Genomic DNA, 18544 nt, shown 5'->3' with positions numbered 1-18544 from the left:
CCAATGAAGAAGACTGCCCTGCCCCTGATCCTGGCCCTGCTGGCCGCCACCGCCCAGGCCGACGTGCGCCTGTCCGAAGTCTTCGGCGAGCACATGGTGCTGCAGCGCGACCGCCCGCTGAACCTCTGGGGCCAGGCCACGCCCGGCAAGACGCTGAGCATCGAACTGGGCGGCCGCAGCGGCACTGCCCGCGTCGGTGCCGACGGCCGCTGGCGTGTGCAGCTGGCGCCGCTGCCGGCCGGCGGCCCGCACCGCCTGCTGGTCAGGGGCGACCAGACCGTCGTGCTCAACGACATCCTGATCGGCGACGTCTGGCTGCTGGGCGGCCAGTCCAACATGGAATGGCCACTGGCCAACACCGACACCGGCCCGCAGGAGGTGGTCTCGCCACAGAACGCCCAGCTGCGCCATCTGCGCGTGCCGCTGCGCGCCAGCGTCAAGCCCGAGGCCGAGATCGCGCCGGCCGCCTGGGTCGTCGCCGAGCCCGGCAAGGTGGGCGAGTTCAGCGCCGTGGGCTACCACTTCGCGAAGCAGTTGCAGGCCGTGCAGGGTGTGCCCATCGGGCTCATCAACACCGCCTGGGGCGGCTCCATGCTGGAGACCTGGATGAGCCGCGAGGCCGCCTTGCGCGACCCCGACCTCGCCCCCACGGTGCGTGCCCTGCCGGCCGACAACGCGGCCTTCGGCAACGCGCTGGCGCAGCGCCTGCTGCCACGTGTCGTGGCCTGGCAAAAGGGCCTGCCGCTGGAGGGCGTGGACGCCTCGGGCTGGTCCACCGCTGCGGACATCGACGCCGACTGGCCCACCCTCAACGCGCCCGGCGTCTGGGAAGGCCAGGGCCTGCCCGACGTGGACGGCGTGGTCTGGATGCGCAAGCGCGTCGAGCTGAACGCCGCTCAGGCCGCCGGCGCGGCCGAACTGCACCTGGCCAAGGTGGATGACTGCGACGAGGTCTGGGTCAACGGCCGCAAGGTCGGGGGCCAGTGCGGCTGGGAAATGCCGCGCCACTACGCGCTGCCCGCTGGACTGCTGCGCGCCGGGAACAACTGGATCGCCGTGCGCGTGACCGACACCGGCGGTGGCGGTGGCATCTACGGCGAGGCCGCCGACCTGCGTCTGGACACGGCTGCCGGCCCCGTACCTCTCGTTGGTGCCTGGAAGGCTCGTGTCGAAAAGCTGCAGATGACCGCCGGCCCCGTCGCCAACAACGCCCCGGCCCTGGGCCACAACGGCCTCATCGCGCCGCTGCAAGGCCTGTCGGTGCGCGGCGTGCTGTGGTACCAGGGCGAGGAGAACGCCGGCCGCGCGGCGGCCTACGCCGATGGCTTCAAGCGCCTCATCCAGGACTGGCGCGGCCAGTTCGGCGACCCCAAGCTTCCCTTCTTCTTCGTACAGCTGGCGTCCTGGTTCCCGCTGGCCGACAACCGGCCCGACGGCAATGGCTGGGCCGAGCTGCGTGCCAGCCAGGCCGCGGCCCTGACCCTGCCCCACACCGGCATGGCGACGGCCATCGACGTGGGCGACGCGGTCGACATCCATCCGCGCAACAAGCGCACCGTGGGCCAGCGCCTGGCCGGGCTCGCCATGCACGAGCTGGGGTTGCGTGCCGCGCCTGCCACGGGCCCACGCCTGAGCGGCCACGCCGCCAGGGGCAGCGAGTTCGAGCTGCGCTTCGACACCACCGTCGGCGGCCTGCGCACCGCCCGCAGCGGCGAGGCGCCGCGCGGCTTCTTCGTCGCCGGCGCCGACCGCCGCTGGGTGCCGGCCGAGGCACGCCTCGACGGCGACCGCATCGTGCTGAGCAGCCCCGCCGTGCCGGCCCCGGTCGCAGCACGCTATGCCTGGGTCAACAACGCCAGCGAAGCCAACGTCGTCGGCGGCGACGGCCTGCCGCTGACACCGCTGCGCACCGACGACTGGCCGCTCGAATCGGCCGGCCGCCGCTACGGCCGCTGAGCCCATCGCCTCCTCCTGCCATCGCAACTCAACGGAAACCTGCACATGCACCCATTCATCCAACGCGTGGCGCACGCGCTCGCCCTGCTCTGCCTCGTGGCCGCAGCACCAGCCCATGCCCACGAGACGCTCAAGCTCGACGCACCCAAGCCCAATATCGCGCCCACCCCGCCCATGGGCTGGAACTCCTGGAACAAGTTCGCCTGCAACGTCAGCGAGCAGCTGCTCCGCCAGCAGGCTGACGCCATGGCTGCCTCCGGCATGAAGGACGCGGGCTACCAGTACATCGTCATCGACGACTGCTGGCAGAAGAGCCGCGATGCCGACGGCAACATCCAGGCCGACCCCGAACGCTTCCCGTCGGGCATCAAGGCGCTGGCCGACTACATCCACAGCAAGGGCCTGAAGTTCGGCCTTTATTCCGACGCCGGCTCGCTGACCTGCGGAGGCCGACCCGGCAGCGCCGGCCATGAGTTCCAGGATGCGCGCCAGTACGCCAAGTGGGGCGTGGACTATCTCAAGTACGACTGGTGCAACACCGGCACCCGCAACGCCGAGGCGGCCTACACCATCATGGCCAAGGCCCTGCGTGAGTCGGGCCGAGACATCGTGCTGTCCATCTGCGAATGGGGCAACAACCAGCCCGAGCGCTGGGCAGCGCCTATTGGCCATCTGTGGCGCACCACCGGCGACATCTACGACGCCTGGGAAGGCCAGAAGGACTGGTCGTCTGGCATGACCAACATCCTGGACATGCAGGTCGAGCGCTCGGCCGCCGCCAGCCCCAACGCCTGGAACGACCCGGACATGCTGGAAGTGGGCAACGGCGGCATGACGACCACCGAGTACGAGTCGCACTTCTCGCTGTGGGCCATGCTGGCGGCACCGCTGATCGCCGGCAACGACCTGTCCAAGATGGACGCCGACACGCTGCGCATCCTGACCAACAAGGACGTCATCGCCATCGACCAGGACCCGCTGGGCAAGCAGGGCCACCGTGCCCTGAAGGAAGGCGAAATCGAGGTCTGGGTGCGTCCGCTGCAGGGCGGCGAGTTCGCGGCCGTGCTGTTCAACCGCGGCAAGGCAGCGGCCGACATGAAGCTGAGCTGGGATCGCCTGGGCCTGCCCGCCGACCGCAAGGTCGACGTGAAGGACCTGTGGAGCAAGAAGCTCACGAAGAACGTCAGCGGCAGCTACGCAAGCAAGGTGGCCCCGCATGGCGTGGTCATGGTGCGTATCACGCCGGTCCGGTGATAGGGCTGCATCTCGATGAATCCTGACCGTCGTCAACTGATGGGCGCGGCACTGGCGGCAGGCCTGCTGCCGTGCCTGCCTGCGGCTGCGGTGCGAGCCGAACGCTGGGCCTTCGGTTATTTCAAGAACCGGGACGAAGGCCACCCGGGCCTGCGACTGGCGGTCAGTGCCGACGGCCTGGCCTTCGAGCCGGTGCAGGCAGACGAGCCCGTCCTGCTGCCCACGGTGGGCGAGAACCGGCTGCTGCGTGACCCGTGCATCCTGAAGGATCCGGCAGGCCCGTGGTTTCACGCGGTCTGGACCACTGCCTGGGAAGGTGTCACTGTCGGCTATGCCCGTTCGCGTGACCTGCTGAACTGGGAAGCCCAGGTGGCACTGCCCGTGATGGCCGACGTGCCCGGAACCCGCAACGTCTGGGCGCCGGAGATCGTCTTCGACACCGACAGGAGGGAGTTCGTCATCTTCTGGTCCAGCACCGTGCGCGGCCGCTTCAGCGATTCAGCGGGCACATCGGAGGATGACTACAACCACCGCATCTTCTGCACCCGCACCCGCGACTTCCAGAGCTTCACGCCGGCGCAGCTGCTGTTCGACCCGGGCTACAGCGTCATCGATGCGACCTTCCACCGCAGCGGCGGCAAGCTGCGCATGATCTTCAAAGACGAGCGCCTGAAGCCCGAGCACAAGTGGCTGCAGTGGTGCGAAGCCAGGACGCCGCTGGGGCCGTTCGGCCCCGTCTCCCGGCCCTTCACGCGGTCGTGGGTCGAGGGGCCTGCCGCCTTCCAGCGCGGCAGCGAGACCATCGTGCTGTTCGACAGCTATCGCGACAACCGTTTCGAGGCCGCCGCGACACGCGACTTCAAGACCTGGCGCGACGCCAGCGCGCAGGTCCGCCTGCCCGCAGGTGCCAGCCATGGCAGCGTGTTCCCGATTGACGAGAGCCTGTACGAGGCCCTGCGCCGCGCATGAAACCCTCCTCAGCTCTTCGGACACTGCAGTACCTGGCGCTGGCCATGCATTGCCTGGTGGCCGCCGCGCAGCAGCCTGCGCCCAAGCCCGCCCAACCCTTCGGCCAGCCCCTGGTGCCGGATCTGGTGGCCGATCCCTCCATCGCCGAGATCGATGGGACCTTCTACCTCTTTGCCACGACGGACGGCGTTGGCGCCGACCTTGCCTCCGCCGGCAAGCCGGTGGTCTGGCAGTCGAAAGACTTCCTGCACTGGCACTTCGAAGGATCAATCTTCTCGCCCGGCTTCGATGCGAAGTACTGGGCGCCCAGCGAACCGGTGGCCAGGGGAGGCGTGTTCCATCTGTTCCCGACTCTGGACGAGCACGTCAGCCACGTCGTGGCGCCTACGCCCGCCGGTCCCTACACCCAGCCCGACGGCCGGCCCGTCAACCGGGCCGCAGGCCTGGCGGCCATGACGCTGCCGGTGGGCAAGCCCATCGATGCGCAGACCTTCACCGATGACGACGGCAGCGTCTACATGGTCTGGGCCCAGCGGGGCATCGCCCGGCTCAAGCCCGATCTCTCGGCCATCGACGGCGAAGCCACCGCGGTGCCAACCAAGCGCCAGGGCTACTCCGAGGGCCCGCTGCTGTTCAAGCGCCGCGGCATCTACTACTACCTCTACACCCTGGAGGGGCACGAGAACTACCGCTACGCCTACATGATGAGCCGCAGCTCGGCCCTGGGCCCCTGGGAGGCCCCCGAGCAGGACCTCGTCGCCGTCTCCAACCTCGAGGCCGGCGTCTATGGGCCAGGGCACGGCTGCGTCGTCAATCCACGGGGAACAGACGACTGGTATCTGGTCTATCTGGAGTTCGGCCGCGGCGGCACGACGAGGCAGATCTACGCCGACCCGCTGCGATTCAACCCGGACGGCACGATACGTCCAGTCAGTGTCTCGATGCAGGGCGTCGGCGCGCTGCGAAATTTCGGACCACTCAAGCCCAACCTGGCTGCCCATGCCATCGCGTCCGCCAGTTCGACACGACCTCCCAGCCGTGTGGTGCCGCGGGCACTGGTATCGCTGGATCGCACTGAAGCCTTCGATCCCCGTTTCGCCATCGATGGCTCCAACGGTTCGCGCTGGATGGCAGATACCAGCGACGCGGTGCCGACCCTGACGCTGGACCTGCGCCAGGCCACGCGACTTGAGCGGGTAGAACTGTTTTTCGTCATGCCAACAGGCGGACATGCCTACCGGCTGGAGTACTCGCTGGATGCACGGGACTGGAAGCTGATGGGCGCCGAAACCGCGCCGTCGGTGCGGTCGCCGCATGTCGTGGAAGCCCCGGTGGTGGCGCGCTACCTGCGCGTTGCCATAACGTCCGGAGTCCCCGGCGTGTGGGAGTTCACCGCTTTCGGCACCGACCTGAATTCGCCCCTACAGCTTGGACCATAACTTCCCGAGGATCATCCGCATGCCCCCCTTTCTCCGACGCGCCATGCACGCCATCGCGCTGCTCGGCTGTATCGCTGCAGGCGCCGCCCACGCCCACGAGACGCTCAAACTCGACGCGCCCAAGCCCAACATCGCGCCCACAGCGCCGATGGGCTGGAATTCCTGGAACAAGTTCGCCTGCAATGTGTCAGAGCAGCTGATCCGCCAGCAGGCCGACGCCATGGCCTCGTCCGGCATGAAGGACGCCGGCTTCCAGTACATCGTCATCGACGACTGCTGGCAGACAAGCCGCGACGCCGACGGCAACATCCTGGCCGACCCCGAGCGCTTCCCGTCGGGCATCAGGGCGCTGGCCGACTACGTGCACTCCAAGGGATTGAAGTTCGGCCTCTATTCGGACGCCGGCTCGCTGACCTGCGCGGGCCGCCCCGGCAGCGCTGGCCATGAGTTCCAGGACGCACGCCAGTACGCCAAATGGGGCGTGGACTACCTGAAGTACGACTGGTGCCACACCGGCCCCCGCAACGCCGAGGCCGCCTACACCATCATGGCCAAGGCCCTGCGCGAGTCGGGCCGCGACATCGTGCTGTCGATCTGCGAATGGGGCGACCACCAGCCCGTGCACTGGGCTCCACCGCTGGGCCATCTCTGGCGCACAACCCCGGACATCGGCGATCTCTGGGACAACAAGGAGCCATGGCCGCTCGGCGTGGTGAACATCCTCGACCGGCAGGCCGAGTTGTGGTCCTACGCGGCACCGAACGCCTGGAACGACCCTGACATGCTGGAGGTGGGCAACGGCGGCATGACGACGACCGAGTACGAGTCGCACTTCTCGCTGTGGGCCATGCTGGCCGCGCCGCTGATCGCCGGCAACGACCTGTCCAGGATGGACGCCGACACCCTGCGCATCCTGACCAACAAGGACGTCATCGCCGTCGACCAGGACCCGCTGGGCAAGCCGGGCCGCCGCATGTGGAAGGAAGGCGAGCTCGAAGTCTGGGTACGCCCACTGCAGGGCGGCGAGTTCGCGGCCGTGCTGTTCAACCGCGGCAAGACGCCGGTCGACATGAAGCTGAGCTGGGACAGCCTGGGCCTGCCCGCCGGCCAGAAGGCGGAAGTCAGGGACCTGTGGAGCAAGAAGCTCACGAAGAACGTCAGCGGCAGCTACGGCAGCAAGGTGGCCCCGCATGGCGTGGTCATGGTGCGCGTCGCGCCGCAACGCTGAACACGAGGCACAGGATGCGACCCAGCCTTCTCTTCCCTTTGACCATCGCGTGGCTCATGGCCGTGGGCAGCGCTTCCGCCGCCGACGCACCGCGCCAGCGCAGCCGCATCGACGACGGCTGGCGCTTCGCGCTCGGCCATGCCACCGCCCCCGCCCAGGACTTCGACCATGGCCTGCGCCCCTTCTTCTTCGGCAAGGCCGGCTTCGGCGACGGCCCCGCCGCGGCGGACTTCGAGGACAGGCCCTGGCGCCGCGTCGACCTGCCGCACGACTGGGCGGTGGAGTTGCCGTTCAGCGAGCGCGGCAGCTCCCAGCATGGCATGAAGGCGGTTGGACGCGGCTTCCCCGAGAACAGCGTCGGCTGGTACCGCCGCGAGCTGGACATCCCGCCGGCCGCGCGCGGCCGGCGCATCGTGCTGGAGTTCGACGGCGTGTTCCGGGACAGCGTCGTCTGGGTCAACGGCCACTATCTGCACCACGAGGCCAGCGGCTATTCCGGCTTCCAGGTCGACATCAGCGACTACTTGAACTTCGGCGGTCGCAACGTCGTCGCGGTACGCGTGGACGCGACGACCCAGGAAGGCTGGTGGTACGAAGGTGCCGGCATCTACCGCCATGTCTGGCTGACGCAGACCGGGCCGCTGCATGTGGCGCCGCTGGGCAGTTTCGTTCGCGCCAGCGTCGACAGCGACCGCGCCGACGTGGCGGTTGACACAACGGTGCGCAACGACGGCAAGGCGGACGAGAGCTTCGCACTGGAGCACGAGCTGCGCGACCCGGCTGGCCGCATCGTCGCCCGCGCCAGCGTGCCGACCCGCCGCGTGGCCGCCGACGCAAGCCTGGATGTGGCCGCCCAACTTCGCGTGAAGTCGCCGCAGCTCTGGTCGCTGGAAACGCCGCAGCGCTACACGCTGACCACCCTGGTCAAGCGCGGCGGCGAGGTCGTCGACCGCGTCGACACGCCCTTCGGCATCCGCACGATTCGCTTCGACGCCAACCAGGGCTTCTTCCTCAACGGCCAGCACGTCAAGCTGCAGGGCGTCAACAACCACCAGGACCATGCCGGCCTCGGCGTCGCCCTGCCCGACGGCATGCACGAGGCGCGGCTGAGAATGCTCAAGGCCATCGGCGTCAACGCCATCCGCTCGTCGCACAACCCGGCCACGCCCGAGCTGCTGGAGGCCTGTGATCGCCTTGGCATCCTCGTCCTCGACGAGCACCGCATGATGGGCACCGCCCCGCAGATCCGCAGCGAGCTGGAGCGCATGGTGCGAGGCGGCCGCAACCACCCGTCCGTCATCCTCTGGTCGGTGGGCAACGAGGAATGGGCCATCGAGAACAGCGAGATCGGCACCCGGCTGACCCGCGAGATGCAGGCCATCGTGCGCCGCCTCGACCCGACGCGGCCGGCCACGCAGGCCGCGTCCAGCTCCGGCTATGCCGAGGGCACGTCCGTCGGCTCGCAGGTGATCGGCTTCAACTACAAGGGCCAGCACGACATCGACGCCATGCACCGCCGCTTCCCCGACCGGCCCATGGTCGTCACCGAGGAAGGTGCCACCCACGCCACGCGCGGCGCCTACGCCGACGATCCGGCGCGCGTGCACATCGCGGCCTACGACAAGCGCACGGGACCGCCCTACACCGCTTCCATCGAGGAGGGCTGGCGCTTCAACGCCGAACGCCCCTTCCTGGCCGGCATGTTCGTGTGGACCGGCTTCGACTACCGCGGCGAGACCACACCCTTCGGCTGGCCCGCCATCTCGTCGCAGTTCGGCATGCTCGACACGACCGGCGCGCCGAAGGACAGCGGCTACTACCTGAAGGCCGCGTGGACGGCCGAGCCCATGGTGCACCTGTTGCCGCACTGGAATTGGCCGGGTCGCGAGGGCCAGCCCATCGATGTGCGCGCCTATGCCAACACCGACGAGGTCGAGCTGCTGCTCAACGGCCGCTCGCTGGGCCGCCAGGCGCTGCAGCGCTACGGCCACCTGCAATGGAGCGTGCCCTATGAACCCGGCAACCTGACCGCGCGCGGCTACCGCTCCGGCCAGCTCGTCGCCACCGAAACCGTGGCCACCACCGGCGATGGCAACGCCGTGGGCCTGAGCGCGGACCGAGCCAAGCTGCGCGCGGGCGGCGACGACGTGGCGCTGGTGCGCGTGACCGTCGTCGACCGCGAGGGCCGCGTCGTACCGACCGCCGGCCAGCGCATCGCCTTCGAGACGACGGGGCCCATGCGCCTCATCGGCATGGGCAATGGCGACCCCGGCTCTCATGAAGCCGACAAGCCCACCGAACTGCACCGTTATGCCGCTGCCACCGGCTGGCGCCACCGCGGCATCGAGCGTCCCGAGGACGCCGCGGCGCTGCTGGCCGACACCAGCGACGCCGGCTGGCGCGACCCCTTCGCCTGGACACCGCCCGAGCAGCAGCCGGCCGACCGCGCGTGGAACCTCGTGCAGGCCCGGCTCAGCCGCCATGCCCCGGCCGGCCAGCGCCTGATGCTGTTCATCGGCGACGTCGCGCTCGGCACGCGCGTATACCTGGACGGTCGCGAAGTGAAGCTGCGCCAGGAAGCCGGCATGGCCGCCTTCGACCTTGAGCCGGCCGACACGGAAGTGACGCTGTCCCTGGTCTTCCCGACGCCCGCCGGCGGCACGCGCGCGCTGTTCGACGCCGCCCAGTCCGGCCGCCGCTGGGCCACGCTGCGCATCACCACGCCCGCCGGGCCCTGGCAGCGCAGCGTCTTCAACGGCCAGGCCCAGCTCATCCTGCAGTCCACCGGCGAAGCCGGCCGTGCAACGCTGCGCGCCATCGGCGACGGGCTGGCGCCGGCCGAACTGGCCTTCGACATCACGCCCCCCTGAACCACGAGCAATCCATGAAGCCTTCCCGCCTCCTCACCCTTTGCGCCCTCGCCTGCAGCCTGCTCGGCAGCAGCGCGCGCGCCGCGGAGCCCCAGCCCAGCGACGAGCAACGCTCGGCCACCAAGAGCGCCAACGCCGACCCGACACTGGCCCCCGACCTGCTGCTGCCGGCCCAGGACATGGCCTGGTGGCGTGACGCCAAGTTCGGCGTCTTCGTGCACTGGGGCCTCTACGCCATCCCCGCCAAGGGCGAGTGGCATATGTTCAACGACAAGGTGCCGGCGGCCGAATACGCCAAGCTGGCCGAGCGCTTCAACCCGCAGCACTACGACCCCGACGCCTGGGCCCAGCTGGCCGCCGACGGCGGCGCCCGCTACATGGTGCTGACCGCCCGCCACCACGACGGCTTCTCGCTGTTCGCCAGCAAGGCCAGCTGGGGCCAGTTCGATGCGCCGCACTCGGCCGCCAAGCGCGACCTCGTCGCCCCCTGGGTGCAGGCGGTGCGCCGCCACGGCCTGCGCGTGGGCCTCTACTACTCGCCGCTGGACTGGCGCTTCCCGGCCTATTTCCACCCCAGGGAGATGCCGGAAAACGCACGCGAGTTCAAGCAGCAGACCTATGGCCAGATCCAGGAACTGATGAGCCAGTACGGCCGCATCGACGTCCTCTGGTACGACGGCGGCTGGCTGGCCCACCAGGGCAGCGACGCCGACGCCGCCTGGTTCTGGGAGCCGGACAGGCTCAACCGCATCGTGCGCAAGCTGCAGCCCCAGGTCGTCATCAACCCGCGCTCGGGCTGGCAGGGCGACTTCGACACCGAGGAAGGCGATGCGCCGATCGGCGGCCCCATCCGCGCGCGGCCCTGGGAGAAGACCTTCTCCATCAACGGCGCCTGGGGCTACGTGCCCGAGGGCCAGGTCAAGACCGCTGACCAGGTGGTGACCCAGTTGGTCAACGCCGTCGTACGCAACGGCAATCTGCTCGTCAACCTCGGCCCCGATGCCGACGGCGTCGTGCCGCCCAAGCAGAGCGAGACGCTGCGCGGCGTGGGGCGCTGGCTGCAGCGCTACGGGCAGGCCGTCTACGACACGCGGCCAGGCCCGCTGCAGCCGGCGGACGGCGTCTACGGCATGACGCAGCGCGGCGACAAGCTCTACCTTTTCGTGCAACGCTGGCCCGGCGACGAGCTGCACCTGCCCGCGCTGCCGAAGCGGGTGACGGGCGTACGCAACCTGTCGGGCGACGAAGTGGCCTGGCGCGACGGGCCGCAAGGGCTGACCCTCTCGGTGCCCGTTGCGCAGCGCGGCGAGCCGGTCACCGTACTGGAGATCAGCACAGCCGCGGACCCGCGGTGAGCGGCCAAGCCCGACACGACCGCCGCGCCGGCTGAGGCCTTCGTCGCTACAGGGCCTGGCTTGTCCGCCGCCGGGCTGGCCGGTCGCATCGCCAGGGCAGCGCAAGGCCATCGCCACCAGACTGCCGGCCATCCCCACTCCGAAAGTATGAAGCCATGGACTACCGCTCCCTCCTCGCCATCCCGCTGGCAGCGCTGGCCCTCAGCGCCAGCGGCGCTGACAAGCTGCGCCAGCCCTCCAATTGGATTGCCGGCGCCAGCTATGCCTGGCCCAGCGGCGCCACGCACGAGGCCGGCGTCGCGCCCGAGACCGAGACCAGCGGTCAGCGCGCACTGACCGTCAGGTCCATCGGCAAGCGCGCGGCGCACGAGGCCGGCAGCATCAGCCAGTTCGTGCCCGGCTATGCCGGCAAGCGCGTGCGCTTCTCCGCGCAGGTGAAGTCGGCCGCCGCGGACGGCTGGGGTGGCATCGTGGTCGCCTCGAGCTACCAGCTGCTCTTTCTGTCGTACCTGGCGCCAGAGTTCGATGAGGTGCCGCCGCTCGGCGCGGCCGGCTGCCCTGACTGGTGCGACGTGAGCGTGGTGGCCGACATCCCGGCCGACGACGGCAGTGGCGCGATCAGCGTCGGGCTGGCCCTGGTGGGCAGCGGCCAGGTCTGGGCCCGGGGCGTGAAGCTCGAAACCGTTGGGGAGGACGTACCGCTGACGACCCAGCGCTTCGGCGTGGAAGCAGCCGCGGCCTTCAGGGTGTGGCTGGGGGCGGCTCAGAAACAGTTCCGCGAGCAGCTTCGCAACCAGCCACCAAGCCCGCCGCAGAACCTGTCGCTGCAATGAACCCGCGACCACGTCACCCACGCCAAGGACATTCGACATGAACTACCGCATCCTCCTGATCGCCCCGCTGGCCGCCGTGGTGCTCAGCGTCAGCGCCGCCGGCCTTCGCGTACCCGCGGGCTGGTTCGTCTTCTCGTCGCCGCCCGCCTCGAGCCCTGTGGGCGGCTACGAGATCGGCATCGACCCCGCCAGCGAGGCCGGCGGCACGCCCAGCCTGACGGTCCATTCCGTCGGAACGACCGTCCCCATGAGCCCGATGAGCTTCGGCGTGGCCGAGCAATCGGTCACCGGCTACGGCGGCAAGCGCGTGTGCTTCAGCGGCCAGCTGAAGGCCGAGTCGCTGCGTGGCTGGGCAGGCCTCTTTCTCGGTGAGGGCGACCCGGGCCAACTGGCCGGCCTCATGGGCGCCCGGCCCGGCGCGGAAAAGCAGGTGCCGCCGGGCACGGCCGTGCCGGCCGACGGCGGCTGGCATGAGGTCAGCGTCGTGCTGGACGTGCCGGCCGACACGCCGCGCATCGACTTCGGACTGGCCCTGACCGGCGAAGGCCAGGTCTGGGCGCGCGACCTGCACTTCGAGATCGTCGGCCCCGAGGTGGCACCGACCACGACGCGCCTCGGCATCGACCTGCCGGAGATCCGCCGCACGCTGGCCTGGACCAACGCCCAGTCGCGCAGGTACCCGCCCGCGCCGCTGCAGAACCCCGCGCTGGACTGAGCTGCCATGCTCGCACTGCGCAAGGCTCTGCCGCCCGCCCTGCTGTTCTGGGCGGCCTGGGCGCTGCTGCGCTGGCAATGGCCGAACGCGCGCTGGCCGACGGTCGCTGCCCAGCTGTGGCTGGCCTACAGCGCCGCCTGGCTGGTGCTGCCCTGGCGATGGTGGCCGTTGGGCGTACTGCTGGCGGCGGCCGGCGGCGCATGGCTGGGGGTGGCGCTCTGGCCTCCACCGATCCCCAGCCTGTTCGATACGCTGCGCGCCGCGCTGCCGGCCTTTGCCTTCGCGCTGCTGATGCACCTGCCGCTGCGCTGGTGGCGCTGGCGCGAGGAGCAGGCCGTGGCCCTGCGCCTGGCCCAGGCCGAGCAGGCGGCGGCCATGGCCGAGCTGTCGCGCCAGGTCAGCGTGTCCGAGCTGAAGGCCCTGCAGGCCCAGGTCGAGCCGCATTTCCTGTTCAACGCGCTGGCCAGCCTGCAGCAGCTCATCCGCAGCCAGCCGGCCACGGCCGAGCGATTTCTCGGCGAGCTGCACGACTATCTGCGTCTGGCTTTGCCCTCCATGCGCGAGCCGCTGTCCACTGTCGAGCGTGAGCTGGCCCTGGCGCGCGCCTATCTGACGGTGATGGGCACGCGCCTGGGTGCCCGCCTGCAGGTGCACGTTCAGGCGCAGCCCGGCTGCGAGGCCGACGCCGTGCCGCCCATGATGCTGCTGACCCTGGTGGAGAACGCCGTGCGCCACGGCATCGAGCCCCTGCCGCGGGGCGGGTGCATCGACGTGCAGGCGCTCCGCGAGGCCGGGCGGCTGGTGCTGGAGGTCCGCGACAGCGGCGCGGGCCTGCAGCCCGGCAGTGCCACCGCGGGCCAGGGCGTGGGTCTGGCCAATGTGCGCGACCGCCTGGCCAGCCTCTACGCCGGAGAAGCCCGCCTGATCCTGCAGCAGCGCGACGAAGGCGGCGTCAGCGCCCGCATCGAACTGCCCGCCCCCTCATGAAGAATCCCACCGCCCTGCTGATCGAGGACGAGGCCCTGCCCCGCCAGCGCCTGCGCGAGGGCCTGGCCGAGCTCTGGCCTGAGCCGCAGCTGCTGGCCGAGGCCGAGGACGGCGAGCGCGGCCTGGCCCTGGTGCTGGAGCTGCGGCCCGACATCGTCTTCGTCGACATCCGTCTGCCGGGGCTGGACGGCCTGCAGCTGGCGCGGCACATCAAGGGCCTGTGCCACGTCGTCTTCGTCACCGCCTACGACGCGCACGCCCTGGCCGCCTTCGACCAGGGCGCGGTGGACTATCTGCTCAAGCCCTTGTCCACCGAGAGGCTGCGGGAGACGCTGGTGCGCCTGCAGCAGCGGCTGCTGCTGCCCCCGGCGGAGCTGGCGCGCTGGCTGCAGCAATGGGCCCCGCCCGCACTGCCTGCGGCCGCGCCGGCCGCGCCGCTGCGCTGGCTGCAGGCCTCGCAGGCCGACCGGCTGCACCTGGTGATGGTGGCCGACGTGAGCCATTTCCGCAGCGACAACAAATACACCTGTGCGATCACGGCCGACGGCGAGTTCCTGCTGCGCCTGTCCCTGCGCGAGCTGCTGGCCCAGATCGACCCCGGTCAGTTCTGGCAGATCCACCGCGCCGTCGTCGTCAACCTCGCACAGGTGGCACGCGTCGAGCGCCACCTTGGCGGCATGGACGTGCTGCTGAAGGACGGCCGGACCCGGCTGCAGGTCAGCCAGAGCTTCCAGCCGCGCTTCAAGCCGATGTAGCGTGCCGGCTCCGGCCGCGGCGGCGAAGCGAGAAGGCGGCTGACCCGTCAGCCGAGCCGGTAGAGGCCGGCGCCATGCGGCGGCAGTTGCTGGACGAAACGCCCGGCCACCGCGGCCAGGGGCCGTCGGGCCCACAGGTCGCGCACCGGCAACGTGCCGTCCAGCCCCAGGTCCCGCAGCGCGATGCCGACCTCGCGCGGCTTGTCCGACGGGTTGAACAGCGCGAGGTAGCGACCCTTGCCGTCGGCAGGGCGTGCCGACCAGATGCGCACGAAGTCCTCGACAAAATGCGGCCGGTTGTCGGTGCTCGCCTGGTCGACGGCCAGCATCTCGGGGTTGGTCAGCAGCGCCAGCGTCGCGTCGTCCAGATGGCGCAGGTCACCACCCATGATCAGCGGCGCGCGAGTGATGGCCCACAGCGTCATCAGCGTGCGCTGCTCGTCGGGCGTGAAGCGGGTGTCGCGCTCGCCAAGGGCCAGGCGGCCCAGCGGCAGCATGTCGGGGTCGGGCCAGGCGCCCGGCTGGCGCCAGGGGTTCCAGTTCTCCAGGCGGGTGAATTGCGCCTCCAGCATGGGCCACTCGTCCCAGAAGTCGTCGGAGATGCGCCACATCTGCGCATACCGGCGCACATGCTCGGCACGGCTCACCGGCGTCTCGCCGGGCGACAGGCTGAGGACCATTGGACGCCCGGTGCGGGCGATGGCGCGGTGGGCGGCCTCGATCTCCGACGCATGGGCGTCGTAGGGGCGGCTCATGTCGTCCATCTTGATGAAATCCACGCCCCACGAGGCGTAGAGCGCGAAGACGCTGTCGTAGTAGGCCTGCGCGCCGGGCTTGCGCATGTCCACGCCGTACATGTCGGGGTTCCAGGTGCAGACGCTGGTGGTGTCGGCGATGTCGGCGGCGCGATGGGGCGTGCCCAGGATGGGCAGGTTGCGCTGGACGGCCAGACGCGGGATGCCGCGCATCAGGTGGATGCCGAACTTCAGGCCCATGGCATGCACGTCGGCCGCCAGCGGGGCGAAGCCGCAGCCATCGGCAGCGGACGGGAAGCGGTTCACTGCAGGAACCAGCCGGCCGTGACCGTCCATGGCCGGCTCAGGGTTGGCGCTGTAGGCGTAGCTCGACGCGCCGGGCTCGTACCACTGGATGTCGATGGTGAAGACGTTGTAGCCGGACGGCAGCAGCTTGTCCGCCATGACGCGGGCGGTCTCGCGGGCCTGGGCCTCGTTGATGGTGGTGGCGAAGCTGTTCCAGCTGTTCCAGCCCATCGGCGGGGTGGACGCCAGCAGGCCCTTGGCGGGCGCCGATGCGGTGGAGGCGGCTTGGGCGGGCAGAGTCGACGCCGCGATACTGACTAGACCGGAGCCAATCAGGTTCCTGCGATTCAAGGGCATGGGAGGTTGTCGTGTCTCGATGGGGGCAGGCCAGCGGTGTACGACTTTCCGCCCAAACCATCCAATGGCGTTTTCAACGCAACCCATGTCAGTTTTGACATATCGACGAGGGCGGCGCGTCAAGGCGGTTCAACGCAGCCTTGGCTGGCATCCGGCAACGGGCACAACATCAGATGCTTGCGAACATCGCCGGCCAAGCTATCCAGCGTTCCGCGGTACTCCAGGGCACGCTGCACGTTCCCCTCCTGCGGCAACGCCATGAACTGGTGAACGTTTCGGCTGAGCGTAGACAGTTCGGCACAGGACGCGACTAGCGACATGATCATCTCGGCCCGACTACCGCCGGACGTCAGCACCGGCACGCCGTTGGCCAGACCAACCAAGTAGGCACCGCGGGACAGGCGCGCCGCACCCGCGCCGGCGTCGATCCTCTCCGCCTCAGCCTGCGTTACGCGGATCGAGAGCTTCACCCATCGATCCGAGCACGGTCCGGGTCCGGGCGCGTGCGGTTGCCCGGCAGCATGGCCCGCGACGTCGCCAAGCTCGCGGGCGACGGCATCGCGAACGACGACGGACACGGAGGTCCGCTTGGCCTTCGCAAAGTCCACCAGCGCGGCCTTCAGGCCGCGCATATCGACGGTGACGAAGTCTGGCGGAGAGACGTTCATGAGGCGACTGAAAGGAGGCCGCGGAGCGCTTGTGAAATCGGCGGCAGTCCGCCTATCTCTGCACTCACCTATAGACCCAGTATTGGCCCGATCCCACGCCTTCAGGCCGGGGGATTCGAGGGCAAATGCCACCCGACCAAGTGCTCGGGGCTGAACCAACATCAAAGCAAGCGGGTCGAAAACGAATGGCAAGCGGGTCGCAAGTGGGTCCTCGCGGGTCCATACCGGGTCGAAACCGAATGGGAACCGGGTCCAAAGTGGGTCGAAAGCGGATCAGAAGTGAACCAAGTTTCATCAGCGTCAACCCTTCGTGGACTGGACAACGACAACGACGAGCCGTCGTCGATCGCCACGCCTGCGCCGACGCCGCCTGATGCGCGCCCCAGGCAGCCGCCTGGGCGACGCTCCCGCAAGGTAAGGGCCTATGCCGACCAGATTCGCCAGCTTCACGCCGGGGGGTACTCGATAGAGCTGATCCGCGAGGCCCTCGCCGAAGCCGGTGTCGTCGCCAGCTGGAGCACGGTTCAGCGAGAGGCCGCTCGTGCCCGTACGCACTGAGCCGGGCCGCCCCTAGTCGGCATCCTGAGCGACATTGACGCCCAGCACCCAGAGCTGACAACGAACATCTGACCTGGCGTTCATGCGTCCCCCAGTTGCCATGGATCCCGTTTGACCCGACGGCGTTGGGCTTGCCGCTTAGTGCGCAAACACGCCCCCACGCCTGACCATCAAGCGGTGAGCTTGCGTAGAGGTACCACGTTGCCGGCAATGCTGGCGTCAAGGTAGTCGCTCCACGCCTGCATCATCCTGGCCCGCTGCGTGAGGTACAGCGCATGGTTGTAGCTGGCCGAGACGGCATCACGCTCTTGGTGAGCCAGCTGCAGCTCGATGTGAGAGTGGTCAAACCCCTGCTCGTGCAACAGCGTGGAGGCAATGCCCCGAAAACCGTGCCCCGTCATCCGGCCCTTGTAGCCCATGCGCTCCAAGGCCTTGAGGATGGTGTTGTTGGACATGGGTTTCTTCGGGTCCCGCTCGCCTGGGAACAGCATCGCCTTGCGGCCGGTGCTGGTGTGCAGCGCCCGCAGCAGCGTCACGGCCTGGGTAGACAGCGGGACGATGTGCGGCGTCTTCATCTTCATGCGCTCGGCCGGGATATCCCAACGCCCTGCGTCCAGGTCGAACTCCGCCCACCTCGCGCCGATCAGCTCGCTGGTGCGCACGAAGGTCATGGCCATCAGCTTCATGGCGATGCGCGTGATGGATGCGCCCTGGTAGACCTCGATCTTGCGCAGCAGGTCCGGCAGCTCTTTGGCGTCGACCCGGGCGTAGTTCTGCTTCTTGCGCGCGGGCAGGACGTCGCCCGGCCGTACGTCGGTGGCGGGATTGCGGGAGGCCTTCCCGTGCGCGATGGCGTAGCGGAAGACCTGGCCACAGGTTTGCATGGAGCGCTTCGCGATGTCCAGCGCGCCGCGCGCTTCGATGCGCTTCATCATCGCGACCAACTCGGCCGCCCCGAGTTCAGCGATGGGGCGATGGCCGATGATGGGGAACACGTCGCTTTCCAGCCGCCGCTGCACATACTCGGCGTGGCGGCTTGAACGAGCCATCTTCCAGCTCTCCCACCATTTGCGAGCCACGGCCTCAAACGAGTCTTCCAGGCCGATGCGCTGCGCGACCTTCACCTCGCGGCGTTGGTCCATGGGATCAGTGCCGGCGGCCAGCAGCTTGCGGCCCTCATCGCGCTTCTCACGGGCCTGGGCAAGCGAGACATCGGGATAGCCGCCGATGGCCATCAGCTTTTCCTTGCCCTGGAAGCGGTACTTCCATCGCCAGAGCTTCGCCCCCTGCGGCTTGACCAGCAGGTACAGGCCTCGCTCGTCGCTCACCTTGAGCGGCTTGTCAGCGGGCCTGAGCTTCCTGATCGCGGTATCGGTCAGAGCCATGAGGACACCTCCGAAAGGCTGCCGGAGGAAAGTACCCCCAGCCCGTCTTCAACGTACCCCCAACCGTACCCCCGCGAATCGCAGGCTGTCAACGAACGCCAACGGACGTCCGGAAACAAAAAAGCCCGTCTCCACTGAGGAAAACGGGCTTTTCGCGTTCTTTGCGGGACTTCAG

14 protein-coding genes are annotated in these 18544 nt (G+C 69.3%); 11 read left to right on the top strand and 3 right to left on the bottom strand.

Features of this window, described 5'->3' with window-relative positions; genetic code table 11:
• The first annotated feature begins 3 nt into the window (after nt 1-3).
• The 11 genes from EV671_RS03140 (at nt 4) to EV671_RS03090 (ending at nt 14361) form a co-directional block, all read left to right on the top strand.
• Complete coding sequence (locus EV671_RS03140; protein ID WP_132569823.1) at nt 4-1956, top strand: sialate O-acetylesterase; 1953 nt, start codon at nt 4-6, stop codon at nt 1954-1956.
• Nucleotides 1957-2001: 45 nt separating this feature from the next.
• Nucleotides 2002-3210 carry a glycoside hydrolase family 27 protein gene (locus tag EV671_RS03135; RefSeq protein ID WP_132569822.1) on the top strand — a complete coding sequence of 403 codons (1209 nt, stop codon included), beginning with the start codon at nt 2002-2004 and terminating at the stop codon, nt 3208-3210.
• Nucleotides 3211-3225: 15 nt separating this feature from the next.
• Nucleotides 3226-4179 carry a glycoside hydrolase family 43 protein gene (locus EV671_RS03130; RefSeq protein WP_132569821.1) on the top strand — a complete coding sequence of 318 codons (954 nt, stop codon included), beginning with the start codon at nt 3226-3228 and terminating at the stop codon, nt 4177-4179.
• Nucleotides 4176-5618, top strand: a complete 1443-nt coding sequence (locus EV671_RS03125) for a family 43 glycosylhydrolase (RefSeq protein WP_132569820.1) — start codon at nt 4176-4178, stop codon at nt 5616-5618. Before EV671_RS03130 ends, EV671_RS03125 begins: the two co-directional genes overlap by 4 nt.
• A 19-nt stretch (nt 5619-5637) precedes the next feature.
• Nucleotides 5638-6846: a glycoside hydrolase family 27 protein gene (locus tag EV671_RS03120; RefSeq protein WP_207911078.1), complete on the top strand. Its 1209-nt coding sequence runs from the start codon at nt 5638-5640 to the stop codon at nt 6844-6846.
• A gap of 14 nt (nt 6847-6860) precedes the next feature.
• A complete protein-coding gene (gene galA, locus EV671_RS03115; protein ID WP_132569819.1) occupies nt 6861-9716 on the top strand; it encodes a beta-galactosidase GalA in 2856 nt (951 codons plus the stop codon).
• Nucleotides 9717-9730: 14 nt separating this feature from the next.
• On the top strand, nt 9731-11071 hold the full coding sequence (locus EV671_RS03110; protein ID WP_132569818.1) for an alpha-L-fucosidase: 1341 nt from the start codon (nt 9731-9733) through the stop codon (nt 11069-11071).
• Nucleotides 11072-11226: 155 nt separating this feature from the next.
• Nucleotides 11227-11904, top strand: coding sequence for a hypothetical protein (locus EV671_RS03105; RefSeq protein WP_132569817.1), 678 nt, complete (start codon nt 11227-11229; stop codon nt 11902-11904).
• Between the two features lie 37 nt (nt 11905-11941).
• Complete coding sequence (locus tag EV671_RS03100) at nt 11942-12619, top strand: hypothetical protein (protein ID WP_132569816.1); 678 nt, start codon at nt 11942-11944, stop codon at nt 12617-12619.
• 6 nt (nt 12620-12625) lie between these two features.
• Nucleotides 12626-13606, top strand: coding sequence for a sensor histidine kinase (locus EV671_RS03095; RefSeq protein WP_132569815.1), 981 nt, complete (start codon nt 12626-12628; stop codon nt 13604-13606).
• Nucleotides 13603-14361, top strand: coding sequence for a LytR/AlgR family response regulator transcription factor (locus EV671_RS03090; RefSeq protein ID WP_132569814.1), 759 nt, complete (start codon nt 13603-13605; stop codon nt 14359-14361). Before EV671_RS03095 ends, EV671_RS03090 begins: the two co-directional genes overlap by 4 nt.
• 47 nt (nt 14362-14408) lie before the next feature.
• On the opposite strand, the gene EV671_RS03085 is transcribed toward EV671_RS03090, so the two are convergent.
• The 3 genes from EV671_RS03085 to EV671_RS03075 form a co-directional block, all read right to left on the bottom strand.
• Nucleotides 14409-15758 carry a glycoside hydrolase family 27 protein gene (locus tag EV671_RS03085; RefSeq protein ID WP_132569813.1) on the bottom strand — a complete coding sequence of 450 codons (1350 nt, stop codon included), beginning with the start codon at nt 15756-15758 and terminating at the stop codon, nt 14409-14411.
• 119 nt (nt 15759-15877) lie between these two features.
• Nucleotides 15878-16426, bottom strand: coding sequence for a hypothetical protein (locus EV671_RS03080; RefSeq protein WP_132569812.1), 549 nt, complete (start codon nt 16424-16426; stop codon nt 15878-15880).
• Nucleotides 16427-17154: 728 nt separating this feature from the next.
• Nucleotides 17155-18369 (bottom strand): tyrosine-type recombinase/integrase, encoded by a 1215-nt coding sequence (locus tag EV671_RS03075; RefSeq protein ID WP_132569811.1) that lies wholly within the window; start codon nt 18367-18369, stop codon nt 17155-17157.
• Between the last annotated feature and the right edge of the window lie 175 nt (nt 18370-18544).

The organism is Roseateles saccharophilus (assembly GCF_004342485.1).
Classification (GTDB): Bacteria; Pseudomonadota; Gammaproteobacteria; order Burkholderiales; family Burkholderiaceae_C; genus Pelomonas; species Pelomonas saccharophila.
Note: the sequence above shows the minus strand (reverse complement) of the source record. Positions and strands in the feature narration are given on the sequence as shown.